This is a genomic window from Arthrobacter sp. NPDC056727 (assembly GCF_042790555.1).
Lineage (GTDB): Bacteria > Actinomycetota > Actinomycetes > Actinomycetales > Micrococcaceae > Arthrobacter.
The window spans coordinates 92354-105297 of the sequence record NZ_JBHTZA010000014.1 but is presented as its reverse complement, the minus strand read 5'-3'; the positions used below and the strand labels follow the sequence as shown (position 1 = coordinate 105297).

The 12944-nt window shown below is 67.8% G+C and carries 13 protein-coding genes; 6 read left to right on the top strand and 7 right to left on the bottom strand.

The genetic code is table 11. From position 1 onward, the window contains the following. The 4 genes from ACFRAH_RS15245 to ccsB are packed head-to-tail and all read left to right on the top strand — an operon-like array spanning nucleotide 1 to nucleotide 4204. Nucleotides 1-612, top strand: coding sequence for a TlpA family protein disulfide reductase (locus tag ACFRAH_RS15245; protein WP_377991745.1), 612 nt, complete (start codon nucleotides 1-3; stop codon nucleotides 610-612). Nucleotides 613-618: 6 nt separating this feature from the next. Next, nucleotides 619-1374: a cytochrome c biogenesis CcdA family protein gene (locus ACFRAH_RS15240; RefSeq protein WP_377991744.1), complete on the top strand. Its 756-nt coding sequence runs from the start codon at nucleotides 619-621 to the stop codon at nucleotides 1372-1374. Continuing rightward, complete coding sequence (locus ACFRAH_RS15235) at nucleotides 1374-3098, top strand: cytochrome c biogenesis protein ResB (RefSeq protein ID WP_377991743.1); 1725 nt, start codon at nucleotides 1374-1376, stop codon at nucleotides 3096-3098. The genes ACFRAH_RS15240 and ACFRAH_RS15235 overlap by 1 nt, the downstream gene beginning before the upstream one ends. After that, entirely contained in the window at nucleotides 3098-4204 is a 1107-nt protein-coding gene (gene ccsB, locus ACFRAH_RS15230; RefSeq protein WP_377991742.1) for a c-type cytochrome biogenesis protein CcsB, read from the top strand. Before ACFRAH_RS15235 ends, ccsB begins: the two co-directional genes overlap by 1 nt. A gap of 155 nt (nucleotides 4205-4359) precedes the next feature. Here the strand turns inward: ccsB and ACFRAH_RS15225 are convergent, their stop codons facing one another. Both ACFRAH_RS15225 and ACFRAH_RS15220 read right to left on the bottom strand, forming a co-directional pair. Beyond that, nucleotides 4360-4914: a hypothetical protein gene (locus ACFRAH_RS15225; protein WP_377991741.1), complete on the bottom strand. Its 555-nt coding sequence runs from the start codon at nucleotides 4912-4914 to the stop codon at nucleotides 4360-4362. Between the two features lie 540 nt (nucleotides 4915-5454). Next, on the bottom strand, nucleotides 5455-5970 hold the full coding sequence (locus ACFRAH_RS15220) for a PLD nuclease N-terminal domain-containing protein (protein WP_377991740.1): 516 nt from the start codon (nucleotides 5968-5970) through the stop codon (nucleotides 5455-5457). A gap of 129 nt (nucleotides 5971-6099) precedes the next feature. On the opposite strand from ACFRAH_RS15220, the gene ACFRAH_RS15215 reads away from it, so the two are divergent. After that, entirely contained in the window at nucleotides 6100-6423 is a 324-nt protein-coding gene (locus ACFRAH_RS15215) for a DUF4229 domain-containing protein (protein ID WP_377991739.1), read from the top strand. Between the two features lie 50 nt (nucleotides 6424-6473). Here ACFRAH_RS15215 and ACFRAH_RS15210 read toward each other — a convergent pair whose 3' ends face one another. From ACFRAH_RS15210 to ACFRAH_RS15190, 5 genes are all read right to left on the bottom strand, one after another. Further along, nucleotides 6474-7355 carry a 1,4-dihydroxy-2-naphthoate polyprenyltransferase gene (locus ACFRAH_RS15210; RefSeq protein WP_377991738.1) on the bottom strand — a complete coding sequence of 294 codons (882 nt, stop codon included), beginning with the start codon at nucleotides 7353-7355 and terminating at the stop codon, nucleotides 6474-6476. 91 nt (nucleotides 7356-7446) lie between these two features. Beyond that, nucleotides 7447-8601, bottom strand: a complete 1155-nt coding sequence (locus ACFRAH_RS15205) for an AMP-binding protein (protein ID WP_377991737.1) — start codon at nucleotides 8599-8601, stop codon at nucleotides 7447-7449. 60 nt (nucleotides 8602-8661) lie between these two features. Then, nucleotides 8662-9615 (bottom strand): 1,4-dihydroxy-2-naphthoyl-CoA synthase, encoded by a 954-nt coding sequence (locus ACFRAH_RS15200; RefSeq protein ID WP_377991736.1) that lies wholly within the window; start codon nucleotides 9613-9615, stop codon nucleotides 8662-8664. A gap of 21 nt (nucleotides 9616-9636) precedes the next feature. Next, on the bottom strand, nucleotides 9637-10077 hold the full coding sequence (locus ACFRAH_RS15195) for a VOC family protein (protein ID WP_377991735.1): 441 nt from the start codon (nucleotides 10075-10077) through the stop codon (nucleotides 9637-9639). A gap of 66 nt (nucleotides 10078-10143) precedes the next feature. After that, nucleotides 10144-10905, bottom strand: a complete 762-nt coding sequence (locus ACFRAH_RS15190; protein WP_377991734.1) for a CPBP family intramembrane glutamic endopeptidase — start codon at nucleotides 10903-10905, stop codon at nucleotides 10144-10146. Nucleotides 10906-11116: 211 nt separating this feature from the next. On the opposite strand from ACFRAH_RS15190, the gene ACFRAH_RS15185 reads away from it, so the two are divergent. Continuing rightward, nucleotides 11117-12868, top strand: a complete 1752-nt coding sequence (locus ACFRAH_RS15185; protein WP_377991733.1) for an ABC-F family ATP-binding cassette domain-containing protein — start codon at nucleotides 11117-11119, stop codon at nucleotides 12866-12868. Nucleotides 12869-12944: the final 76 nt, after the last annotated feature.

Genomic DNA, 12944 nt, shown 5'->3' with positions numbered 1-12944 from the left:
ATGACTGAAACACCCAAGAGTTCCCGCCGAAGCGTCCTCGCCGCCGGGGGCCTGGCCCTCACGGCGCTCACGCTGGGCCTGTCCGCCTGCGCCCAGGAGGACGCCCTGGCCAAGCAGGCCAAAGCAGGGGACAACAAGAACTACGTGGCCGGCGACGGCTCGGTGACCGAGTTCGCCGCAGCCGAGCGCAAGTCCGGGATCCAGATCCAGGGCACCCTGTTTGACGGCACCGCCGTGACGCCCAAGGACTTCCTGGGCAAGGTCACTGTGCTGAACTTCTGGTTCGCCGCCTGCGCGCCGTGCCGGGTGGAGGCACCCTCCCTGGAAGCACTCCACCAGGAGTTCAAGAGCAAGGGCGTGCAGTTCTTCGGGGTGAACCTGCGCGATGAGAAGGCCACGGCTGATGCCTTCGACAAGACCTTCGGCCTCACCTACCCGAGCTTCGACGACAAGGACGGCAGCGTGCTGCTGGCCGTGTCCGGTCTGGTACCTCCGGGCGCCGTCCCCACGACGCTTGTGGTGGATAAGCAGGGCCGGGTTGCGTCGCGCGTGCTGGGGGAGATCGAGAAGGGCACGCTCAAAGCTCTCATTCAGTCTGCCGTGGCAGAGTAACCTCCCGTGAACAGCCCCTTCGCCGAAGCCATCCTTAACGGTTCGCTGCTGCTCGCCATCCCGGTGGCGCTGCTGGCCGGACTCGTGTCCTTCCTCTCGCCGTGCGTACTCCCGCTGGTGCCCGGATACCTGGGCTACGTCACGGGACTTACCGGCGTGGACCTGCAGAAGCAGAAGCGCGGCCGCATGCTGGCGGGCATCGGCCTGTTCGTGCTGGGCTTCTCGGTGATCTTTGTGCTCCTGGGCGGGGCGTTCGGACAGCTGGGGTCGCTGATCTCCGGCGGGCAGAACGCCTGGATCACGCAGATCCTCGGCGTCCTGGTGATCCTGATGGGCGTGGTGTTCATGGGCGGATTCTCCTGGTTCCAGCGCGACGCCAAGATCCACGCGAAACCGCCGGCGGGCCTCTGGGGCGCGCCGCTGCTGGGAATCACCTTCGGCCTCGGCTGGGCACCCTGCATCGGGCCCACCTATTCCGCCGTCCAGCTCCTGAGCCTCTCCGGCGGCTCCTCCGCCGCGAAGGGCGCCTTCCTGGCCTTCGTCTACAGCCTTGGGCTCGGGATCCCGTTCCTGCTGATCGCCCTCGCGGTGCGCCGCGGCGCGGGCGTGATGTCCTTCTTCCGCAAACACCGGCTGGCCATCCAGCGCACCGGCGGGGGAGTCCTGATTGCCCTGGGCATCCTGATGGCCACGGGGCTGTGGGGTACCTGGGTCACCGAGTTGCAGTACTGGTTCCAAACCGATGTGAAGTTGCCGATCTGATGAGCGAGCGTGTGAAGTCAACCGAGAAATCCCCGGACGTCCCGCAGCCCGGGCCCAAGCAAAAGGACGCCGTGAAGGCTGCCAGGGCCGGGGCTGCCCTGCCGTCACTGGGCTTCCTGGGCATGCTCCGCTGGGCCTGGACGCAGCTGACCAGCATGCGCACCGCGCTGTTCCTCCTGCTGCTCCTCGCGGTTGCCGCGGTGCCCGGCTCGCTGTTCCCGCAGCGGCCTGCCAACCCGTCAGTGGTCACCCAGTACATCAAGGACCACCCCGACTACGGCAAGCTGCTGGACTCGCTGCAGCTGTACGACGTCTACTCCTCGGCCTGGTTCTCGGCCATCTACATCCTGCTGTTCATCTCGCTGATCGGCTGCGTGGTGCCCCGCGCCATCGCCCACTACAAGGCCATGCGCTCGCAGCCTCCGCGCACCCCGAAGCGCCTGTCCCGCCTGCCTGAGTACGGCACCCTGGTGGTGCCGGCGGACGCCGGCATCCCGGCGTCGGACGCCATTGAGGATGCAGCGGCGCTGCTGAAGAAACGCGGCTACCGCGTTGAAGTAAGGCACGACGACGGCGCGCGGCCGTCTTTGGGGGCCGAGCGCGGCTTCATGAAGGAAGTCGGGAACCTTGTCTTCCACACCTCGCTGATCGGCGTGCTGGTGTCCGTGGCCATCGGCGGCCTGTTTGGGTACAGCGGCCAGCGGATCCTGGTGGAGGGCGACACCTTCGTGAACACCCTGGTGGGCTACGACCAGTTCAACCCCGGCACCAATTTCGAGAGCAGCCAGCTCCAGCCCTACTCGATCCAGCTGGACAAGTTCCAGGCCACGTTCGACCGTGAATCCCAGGGCAAGTACGGCCAGCCCATCGACTTCACGGCGGACGTCACCACCAAGGAAAACCCCGGGGCTCCGGCCGAGAAGCAAGTCCTCAAGGTCAATGACCCCGTCACCCTCGGCGGCACCAGCATCTACCTGACGGGTAATGGCTACGCCCCCGTGATCACGGTCCGCGACGGGAAAGGCAACATCGCCATGCAGGGGCCCGTGGTGGCCAAACTGCAGGGGCAGAACTACTACTCGTCCGTTGTGATCAAGGTGCCCGACGCAAAGCCCGACCAGCTAGGGTTCGTCGGCTTCTTCCTGCCCACGGCGCTGGTGACCGACAAGGGCATCTCCTTCAGCGGCGATCCTGACCTCATCAACCCGCAGCTGAGCCTGAACTCCTTCTACGGCGACCTTGGCCTGGACAAGGGCACCCCGCAGAACGTTTTTGAGCTGGACGTGAAGAACCTCAAGGAACTCAACAGCCGGAACCTCAAGGCGGGCGGCATCACGCTGGCGCCGGGCAACACCTACACACTGCCCGAGGGCAAGGGGTCCATCACGTTCGACGGCGTGAAGAAGTACATCGGCGTGGACATCCACCACAACCCCGGGCAGCTCTCGGCGCTGCTCTTTGCACTGCTTGCCGTGGGCGGGCTTATCGTCTCGCTCTACGTCAACCGCCGCCGCGTCTGGGTCCGCACCGGCACCCACGAGGACGGCCGGACCATGGTGGAGTACGGCCTCCTGGCCCGCGGCGAGGACCACCGGCTGGCCGGCGAAGCCGCAACGCTGCGCGGCCTCCTGTTGCGCGAGTGGAACGTAGCCGACGACAGCCCCGAAACAGCAGCTTCCAACTCCTCACCAGCAGGCTCGCCCGAGCCGAAGAAGGACCAGTAATGTTTCCCATCAACGAGACCATGGGCCAGTACAGCGAGCTCTTCATGCTGCTTGCGGCCGGCACCTACACCATCGCCTTCATCGCGTTCGCGTGGGACCTGGCCAAGAGCAGCAAGGCCCTGAAAGCGATCGACCTCAAGGCCGCGGCCGCTGATACGTCTGCGGATGCGTCCGCGAAGGTTCCGGTGACGGCAGGCGCGTCGGCAGCTTCGTCGCGGGGAGCGGGCAGCGGCGGGGACCGCCTGTCCGGACCGGCAGACCGTGCCGAGCGGCCGTCGTCGTATTCCTCCGGCACCGCGAACGGCGCAGCCGGCCAGACCGCGGACGACAGCATGCTCTACGGCGAACGCCGTGCACCGGCCCGCGTGGCCGTGGCACTGACCGTCCTGGGCGCCGCGATCCACGCCGCCGCCGTGCTGACCCGCGCCGTGGGCGCCGGCCGTGTGCCGTGGGGCAACATGTACGAGTTCCTCACCACCGGCGCGTTCCTCGTGGCGGCCGTGTTCCTCGTGGCGCTGGTCCGCCGCGACCTGCGCTTCCTCGGCACGTTCGTGGTGGGTCTGGTGATCATCATGCTGGTGGCCGCGTCCGTGGCGTTCTGGACGCCGGTCGGCCACCTGGTGCCCGCGCTGCAGAGCTACTGGCTGATCATCCACGTCTCCATCGCGGTGCTGTCCTCCGCGCTGTTCACGCTGACGTTTGCCATGTCCGCGCTGCAGCTGGTCCAGTCGCACCGGCAGAAGACCATTGCGGCCGATGGTGCCGACAAGCTGGGGTTCATGCGCCTGGTGCCGTCCGCGCTGAGCCTTGAGAACCTGTCCTACCGCATCAACGCGATCGCCTTCATTGGCTGGACCTTCACGCTCATGTTCGGTGCGATCTGGGCTGAGAAGGCCTGGGGACGCTTCTGGGGCTGGGACACCAAGGAAGTGTGGACCTTCGTGATCTGGGTGGTCTACGCCGGCTACCTGCACGCCCGCGCCACCCGCGGCTGGACGGGCACCCGCGCGGCCTGGCTGTCCATCGTGGGCTACCTGTGCGTGGTCTTCAACTTCACCATCGTGAACCAGTTTTTCAACGGCCTGCACTCGTACTCGGGGCTGTAGGGGGCGTCCTGCCCGTGCGGCCGGACCCGCCCGGAGCGTCGATTTACCCAAAAGGGCCGCCTAGCTTGCTTGCTGGGCGGCCCTTTTTGGCGAAGGGACCTTGGTGGCTGCGCCGGGCTCCATGCCCGGTACCAGGGGGTCCAAGTCCAGCTGCGTCAGGACCAAGACGATCCAGCCGAGTCCACGTGCGCTTTCGTCACGGTAGATGTCGCTTCGTCGCTGGGCCGGGTGGCATGGTGGCCGCCGTCGTACTGGATGGCAATCTTGAACTCTTCATGGGACATGTCGGGGTCCTGTACCCAGCCGCCGGTCTCATCGAACAAAGGCAGGTTGATGCCTGGCTCAGGCAGTTCTGCGGCTGTCAGTAGAAGCCGCAGTTCCGTCTCCTTGGGCGAATCCGTGTTCGGGCGGATGAGAGCCCTGGCCTTCATGGCCTTGGGGTACCCAGCCCTGCCCTGCTTCTCAGCGAGGAAAGCATCCATTGCTTCCGGCGTTGAAAGGGGGTCCCTGCGGCGCAGAAGGAAGTCGCCGGCAATGATCAGGTCCTGCAGGGTGAGGATGCCAGCCAAGTCGAACCACGTCCGAAGCGGCGACGTGCAGGCCACGTAACGGCCATCGAAGATCTCCTCTTCGGGGAGCGGAAGCCGGTGGCCGCAGACGTTCTTTCTTCGGACGGCCCTGGCGCCGTGCCGGCCAGTCAAATGGATCACGGTGTGATCCTCGAAGCAGAGAGGAAGGGGAAAACCCCATAGCGCGGCGGCGGAGAGGTGGCTTATGACAGCTCCGGTCGCAAGTGCCAGCCCGCGTGCCCGAACGAGGAGGGTGATCTCCACTGCCGCGGACGTGCGTACACCGTGGCAAGGGCTGGCCAGGTCGAGGGCGCGGGCACGCCTGCGGGTCAGTCCGGCAGCAGTGGCTTGGCGGATGGTGAAGGGCTGTGCCTGCAATGCGGGCGGAAGAGGGCGTGGACGCGGCATAGAAGCATTCTGCATTCGTGACCGTGCCTCTATGCCGTTGTCCACAATTTAGGGCCGCTGTGGAGGACTAGTGCCCTCGCCGTGCTCCGTGGGAGGGCGATCTTATGCTGCGTCGTTTTACCCAAAAGGGCTGCCCAGTAGGACTCGTAGCGGCCGCTTTGGGTAATACGACTATGGGGAGCGGCCCTTTTGGTCAACCGGTGACATTCTGAGGCGACGACGGCGGCCCTGGACGGTGGGCGTGTTCCGGTGCCTGTGCGCTGAGCGGGGAGGCTACTTCGCCTCGGGGTTGCCTTCGGCGTTGGCCTCGCCCGCGGTACCCGGCTTGCGCGGACCGTGCTCACCCGCGGCCGGGTTGCTTGTACCTGAATTGCCGCTGCTGCTCGTGCCCGGGGCAGTCCCCGCAGTCCCCGCGGCGCCAGCTGACCCTGCGGCGCCTGTGCGGTGGGGACCGGCGTCGGCCTGGTTTTTCCGTGCGGCATCGTTCCGCAGCTTGCGGAGCCGCTCCGCCTCGGCCTGGCGGCGGCGCTGCTCGAGGTTCCGCAGGAAATCGGGGTCGTCGTCGGGAGCGGTGGGGTGCTGCGGGTAGACCGGCTGGGGCGCCGCGGAGGCGCGGGGGCGGCCGATCAGGAACCACAGCGCGGCGCCGATGAGCGGCAGGAGGGCAACCATGATGATCCAGGTTGTTTTGGAAAACCCGCGCGTAAGGTGCCTGTCAGTCCCGATAACGTCCACCAGTCCGTAGACGTAGATGGCGAGGATGGCGACTGCGAGCGCAACACGAGGCATGCAATCAGTCTAGCCGCCGTATGCCCCGGCGGAGATTACAGTATGCCCACAGTAGCGCGCCAGCAAAACGCTGAACCGGAGCCCCAAATGACGCAGGCTACGTTCAGGGAGGACGGCTAAACTTGGATAGTGGCTTTTCTGAAATACTCCCTGATCCGGTTCGCGATCTTCCTGCCCCTGTTTGTGCTGTTCGTCTTCCTGCAGCTGGGGTGGTTTCTGGCCGTCGTCTGTGCAGGGCTGATTTCCTTCGCCGTCAGCTACCTCTTCTTCCAGAAGCAGCGCGATGCCGCGACGGCGTCACTGCACGCGCGCTTCTCCGGCCGCGCCAAGCCCATCCGCACCGCGGGGGAGATCGATGATGCCCTGGCCGAGGACCACCTCGTGGACACCCACCCGGACATCACCATCCGCAACGACGTCAAGAAGCGCGAACCCCGCGGCGAAGGCGCCTGAGCCGTAAGAAGCCCGGGCCGTAAGAAGGCCCGGCCTGAGGCCGCCCAGGCTTAGAGTCCGCTGCTCAGCACCAGTCCCAGCGAGAACAGCACGGCGTAGCCGAGGTTGATCAGGCCGGTCTGCTTCAGGACCGGGATGAGGCTTTTGCGCTTCCGTCCGTTGATCATGAGCCAGGCCGGCATCAGGCAGGCGGGGATCAGCAGAAGCACGATCAGCATCCAGGGCCGCGTCGGCGCCAGGATCACCACGAGCAGGATGGCCACGGCCAGCATCAGCACGTAGCTTTCGCGGGCGTGCTTGTCGCCCAGCCGCACCGCGAGGGTCTTTTTCCCGGCCTGGATGTCTGACGGGATGTCCCGCACGTTGTTGGCCATGAGCAGGGCGCAGGCGATCAGGCCCGTGCCGATCGCGCCGATCACGGCTGGAAGGCCGATCTGGCCCGCCTGCGTGTAGGTGGTGCCGAGGGTGGCCACCAGCCCGAAGAACACGAACACGAAGACGTCACCCAGGCCCATGTAGCCGTACGGGTTCTTGCCTCCCGTGTAGCCCCAGGCCGCCATCACGCAGCCGACGCCCACCAGCAGCAGCCACCACGTCTGGGTGATGAGGACCAGGACCAGGCCCACCAGCATCGCCAGGCCGAAGGCGCCGAACGCGGCATACTTCACGTGTTCGGGCCGGGCAGCCCCGGAACCGACCAGGCGCAGCGGCCCGACGCGGTTCTCGTCCGTGCCGCGGATCCCGTCCGAGTAGTCGTTGGCGTAGTTGACACCCACCTGCAGCAGCAGCGCCACCAGCGCCGCCAGGACCGCGTTGAGCAGGAGAAAGGAACCCATCTCATAGGCCGCTGCCGAGCCGATCAGGACAGGGGCGATCGCGGCCGGCAGGGTGCGGAGCCGGGCGCCTTGGATCCATTGTGCGGCTGTTGCCACGGTAAGTACCTCGCGTTTGGGTCGGTGATACGTTCAAAAGCAGGGGCGTGCCCTAGGCACACCGAAGCCGCAGCGGCGCGGCCGGACTACTCTATTTTCCCTGATGGAGCTCGTTGAGCCGTTCAATCATGGCCAGCCGGTCCGGCTTGCCGTTGGGCAGCATGATCAGCTCGCCGGCGGGTAGGACCGTCTTGGGGGCCAGCAGCCCCAGCGTGCGGTGCCATTCGTCGGCCCACGCGGCGCCATCCAGGGCGGGCCCAGGACCGTCGCCCGAAGAGGACCCGGCGACCGCCACATAGGCCGCCACGGCCTGGCCCCATTTCGCGGACGTGACACCGGCCACGAAAGCCGCGGTCACGCCGTCGGACTTTTCCAGCTCAGCCTGCACGTGCGCGGCGGAAACCTTGACGCCGCCGGTGATGATGACGTCGTCGGCGCGTCCCAGCACGGTGAGCCGGCCGTCGGGGTCCAGCATGCCGAGGTCGTTGGTCCGGTACCAGCGGCTGCCGTCCTCCTCGACGAAGGCCTCGGCCGTCTGCCCCGGTGCGTCCAGGTAACCCGCCGCGAGGGTGGCCCCGCCCAGGTGGATCCGGCCGTCCTCGGCGAGCCGCAGGGCCACGCCCTCGAGCGGATAGCCGTCGTACACGCAGCCGCCGCAGGTTTCCGCCGCGCCGTAGGTGGTGACCACCCGGAGGCCGGCGTCGCGGGCGGACTCGAGGAGCTCGGCCGAGGCCGGTGCGCCGCCGAGCAGGATGCCGTTGAAGCGGCGCAGCACGGCCAGCGTGTCCGCGGACGGGTCGGCGAGCAGGCGCTGCAGCTGCGTGGGCACCAGCGAGGTGAACCGGATGTTGTCCGTCAGCTCCAGTGCCGCCGCGGTGAAGGCGTCGGCGGTAAAGCCTTCGGACAGGTCCATCGCCCAGGGCCGGGTGCCCGCGAAGAGCGACCGCACCAGCACCTGTACGCCGGCCACGTACTGCAGCGGCAGGGCCAGGAGCCACTGCCCCTCGCCCTTGAGCGCGAAGGCCGTGGCCATCGACGACGCCGCCAGCGCGTCCACGGTCAGGACCGTCGCCTTGGGCGCCCCGGTGGACCCGGACGTGCGGACCACCGCCACGGCGTCCTCGAACCCGGGGGTCGGGACCGGCGTCACCAACGGCTCGCCGTCCGGGCCGGCGGAAAGTTCGACGGCGGGACCCTCACCGTGGATGGCGGCCGCCAGCGCCTTGAGGGCCGGCTCGATATTCACTGGGTGCGCCTTGGGTGCGCGGGCCTGGGGAGCATGGGGTGCCTTCCGACGAGTGCGGGATTAGAAGTAGTACGGGAACCGGGACCAGTCGGGGTCGCGCTTCTGCAGGAAGGCTTCCTTGCCTTCCACGGCCTCGTCCGTCATGTATGCCAGCCGGGTGGCCTCGCCGGCGAACACCTGCTGGCCGGCCAGGCCGTCGTCGGCGAGGTTGAAGGCGAACTTGAGCATCCGGATGGCCTGCGGGGACTGCCTGGCGATGTCCGCCGCGTATTCCAGGGCCACCTCCTCGAGGCGCTCGTGATCCACGGCCTCGTTCACGGCGCCCATCCGAACCATGTCCTCGGCGGAATATTCACGGGCGAGGAAGAAGATTTCCCGGGCCGCCTTCTGGCCGATCTGCCGGGCCAGCAGCGCCGAGCCGTAGCCGGCGTCGAAACTTCCCACGGTGGCGTCCGTCTGCTTGAACTTCCCGAACTGGCGGGACGCGATGGTCAGGTCCGAGACCACATGCAGGGAATGCCCGCCGCCGGCCGCCCAGCCATTCACGACGGCGATGACCACCTTGGGCATGGTCCGCATGAGCCGCTGGACCTCCAGGATGTGGAGCCGGCCGGCACGGGCGGGATCGATGGTTTCCTGAGTCTCGCCGTCGGCATACCTGTAGCCGTCCCGGCCGCGGATCCGCTGGTCCCCGCCGGAGCAGAACGAATGCCCGCCGTCCTTGGGGGACGGACCGTTGCCGGTGAGCAGCACGGTAGCCACGTCCGGCGTCATCCGCGCGTGGTCCATGGCGCGGTACAGCTCGTCCACCGTTCCCGGGCGGAAGGCGTTGCGGACCTCGGGCCGGTTGAACGCGATGCGGACGGTGGGCAGGTCCCGCGTCACGGTGCCGTCCCCGGACCGCTCCACCTGCCTGTGGTAGGTCAGGTCCTGGAAATCGTCGAAGCCGGACACGGTGCGCCAGCGGGACGGGTCAAAGACGTCGGATACCTTGGCGGGGAATTCGTTGCTCACCGTCCAAGTCTAGTAATCGGCTCAGCTGATGCAGAACTCGTTGCCCTCGGGGTCGGCCATGGTGTGCCATTCGTGCGGTCCCTGCCTCGCGGTCCAGAGGAACGTGGCGCCGCGGGCCTCAAGCTCGGCGCGGACCTCGTCCTTGTCCCGGCCGTCGAGGCGCACGTCCCAGTGCACCCGGTTCTTGATGGTCTTCTGCTCCGGAACGGTCTGGAACAGGAGGCGCCGCTCCGGTGCCTTCGCGTCGATCTCCTCGGTGGGCCGGATCGCCGCGCCGTCCCGCCACACGAGCTTGCCGTTGTGCGTCACGGTCTGGTCTTCCGTGGCGAAGCCCTGGCTGATCATGGACCGGATGAAGCCCTCGTCCTGCGGCTCCACGGACCAGTCCAGGGTTTCGGCCCACCAGTCGGCGAGATCGTGTGGGTGCTTGCAGTCGATGGCGATCTGAATGTTGAGTCCCATGGCACAAAACTACGATGGCTGCGCCGCCCGCGGATAGGGGCCGGACGTGATCGGCAGCGGGGACGGCTAGCCCTGGGCGCGCTGCAGCTGGTCCAGGAGTTCCGGCGGGATGGTGTACAGGAAGACGGCGGCCAGCAGGTTTTTGGTTGCATGGACGAAGTAGGAGAACATCAGGTTCCGTCCGGTCCACATGTAGACGAACACCAGTGTGCCGCCCATGGCCAGGTACGGCATGAGCGCCTGGAGGGTGAGGGCCTCCTGGCCGACGATGTGCAGGGCGGCAAAGAGGACCACGGACAGCCCGCAGCAGATCCAGATGTTGATGCGCCGGCTCAGCTTCCCGATCAGCAGGTGCCGGAACACGTACTCCTCGACGAACGGCCCCACCACGACAATCAGCGGCACCATCAGCCACGCCGGAACCTGCCGAATGAGCGCCTGCAGCCCGGCCTGGTTGGCGGACGTCTCCGTGGTACCGGCCACGGCCACCAAAACCGCGGTGACAATCATCATGACGACGACGGCCAGCGGCACCATCGCGAGCGTGAACCAGGGCCGGGTGGCAAGTACCTTGAGGTCCCGGGACACCACCCCGCGCGCGGCGAACAGGGCCAGGGCGCCGACGCACCCGTAGAACAGCAGGTTCACGCCGTAGGAGGCGACGGCCGGCGTCGGGGCCAGCTGCCGGAGCAGGGGCAGGATGAGTTCCCCGGCCAGTGCGAAGAAGGCAGCGACGGCAACATAAAGTCCGACGGCGGTGAGGTCCAGCGGCGAAAACCGGTAGAGATCCGGCCGCGGACCAGGAAGCGTGCGTCTGGTGTTCACCATGCCTCCAGCGTAATGCGCCAGCCTTGACGGGGCCGCCCGCCGGCGGGCAGGCTTGACCCATGAAGTCCTAACTCCCGACGCCGGCATCGCCCGGCGTCGATCATGTTCAGGCTTATGTCCCGCGCGGACGTGGCCACAGACAAGGTCCTGTAGAGCACCGCGACATGCGCGCTTGGCTCCGGGACCGCCCTTTGGACTGCGAGGACTTCCCATGACCGAACCAAATTTCCGCACCGAACAGCTGCACCTGTCCGGCGTCTCCCACGGCTACGGGGACCGCGAACTCTTCACCGGCGTCGACCTGGTGATCGCGCCAGGGGAACACGCCGCCGTCGTGGGCGAGAACGGTGCCGGCAAATCCACCCTGCTGCGGCTCCTGGCGGGCATCGAAGCGCCGGCCGACGGCACAGCCCGGCGGCACGGCCGCGTGGGATATCTGGCACAGACCACCGGACTTCCCGCTCGGCTGACCGTGGCCGACGCGATCGACGATGCGCTCCGCGCACTCCGGGAGATGGAAGCCGGGCTGGAACGCCTGGAAGCCGGCCTGGCAGCGGCGGATCCGGCCGAGCTCGAGGCATACGGGAACCTCCAGACGCAGTATCAGTTGCGCGAGGGCTACGCCGCGGAATCCAGGGTCGAGGCCGCACTGGAACGGCTGGGCCTGGGCGGCGTGGACCGAAGCCGGACGCTCGGGTCCCTGTCCGGCGGGGAGCAGGAGCGCGTGGCGCTGGCGTGCCTGCTGGCCGATCCTGCGGACATCCTGCTCCTGGACGAGCCCACGAACCACCTCGACGCCAGCGGGACAGCCTGGCTCGAGGGCCGGCTCGCGGCGCACCGCGGAGCCGTGGTGGTGGTCTCGCACGACCGCGTGCTGCTGCGGAACGTGGCCGACGCCGTGATCGAGGTGGACGCCGAGCGCCGGACCGTCAACCGCTACGGCAACGGTTACGACGGCTATCTGAAAGAGAAACGGGCCGAGCGCCAGCGCTGGGCGCAGCAGTACCACAGCTGGCTCGACGCCATGGCTGCGGAACGGCGGCAGGCGGACACCGTGGCGGGCCGGATGGGCTACGCCCGCCGCAGGGACAACGACAAGGCGGCCTTCGACTTCAAGACCGGAACCTGGGAGCGCGCGGCCGCCAGCAAGATCCGCAATGCCCAGGAGCGGCTGCGCCGCCTGGAGGACAATCCCGTCGAGCGCCCGCCGGAGCGACTGAAGCTCGACGCCGGGCTCGACGGCGGGTTGGACGGTTCCGCTGCCGGTTCCGGCGGGCGCGACGGCGGGGTGGAACCGGGCGGAGCCGCGGAAGGGGCCGCCAGGGTCCTGCACGCCCGCAATACCCGGGTGCCCGGCCGCCTGGACATCCCGGAGTTCCGGGTGGACCGCGGGCAGAAAATCCTCATCACGGGGCCCAACGGCGCGGGGAAGTCAACGCTGCTTTCCGTCCTGGCCGGCACCCTTGAGCCGGCAGCGGGCCAGGTGGTGCGCTCCGGCAGGATCGGCTACCTGCAGCAGGAACTCGAGCTGCCCGAGCATCCGTCCCTGCGGCTGCTGCCCGCCTTTGCCGCCGGGCTGGGCGGGAACATCGACGACCACGCCGAGGCCCTGCTGCGCCTGGGCCTCTTCCGCACCAGCGAGTTCCATGTTCCGGTGGGCGCCCTGTCCGCAGGCCAGCAGCGCAGGCTGGCACTTGCCCGGCTGCTGCTCGGCCACAATGAGGTCATGCTCCTGGACGAGCCCACCAACCACCTGGCCCCGGCGCTGGTGGAGGAACTGGAATCGGCGCTCGCGGACTTTGGCGGAACGGTGGTGATGGTCAGCCACGACCGTGCCCTGGGCGAGTGGTTCGACGGCTGCGCTGACCGGTCCCGCGGCCGGGCCGGCGAGGGCACGTCGGGCACCTGGCTCAGGTACACAATGGCCGACGGTGCACTGGAGAAAGTCGCGGTCCCCGCCTGAGCCAGCTCCCCGCCTAAGCCCGCTCCCCGCCTAAGCCAACCGGGCCGCCGTCGTAAAGGAAAACCCGGGTCCGGCA

What these genes read in the sequence shown, in the direction of transcription:
- ACFRAH_RS15245 (WP_377991745.1), top strand. Translation starts at nt 1, where the DNA reads ATGACTGAAACACCCAAGAGTTCCCGCCGAAGCGTCCTCGCCGCCGGG.
- ACFRAH_RS15235 (WP_377991743.1), top strand. Translation starts at nt 1,374, where the DNA reads ATGAGCGAGCGTGTGAAGTCAACCGAGAAATCCCCGGACGTCCCGCAG.
- ccsB (WP_377991742.1), top strand. Translation starts at nt 3,098, where the DNA reads ATGTTTCCCATCAACGAGACCATGGGCCAGTACAGCGAGCTCTTCATG.
- ACFRAH_RS15220 (WP_377991740.1), bottom strand. Translation starts at nt 5,970, where the DNA reads ATGCCTCGTGTTGCGCTCGCAGTCGCCATCCTCGCCATCTACGTCTAC.
- ACFRAH_RS15195 (WP_377991735.1), bottom strand. Translation starts at nt 10,077, where the DNA reads ATGGGACTCAACATTCAGATCGCCATCGACTGCAAGCACCCACACGAT.
- ACFRAH_RS15190 (WP_377991734.1), bottom strand. Translation starts at nt 10,905, where the DNA reads ATGGTGAACACCAGACGCACGCTTCCTGGTCCGCGGCCGGATCTCTAC.
- ACFRAH_RS15185 (WP_377991733.1), top strand. Translation starts at nt 11,117, where the DNA reads ATGACCGAACCAAATTTCCGCACCGAACAGCTGCACCTGTCCGGCGTC.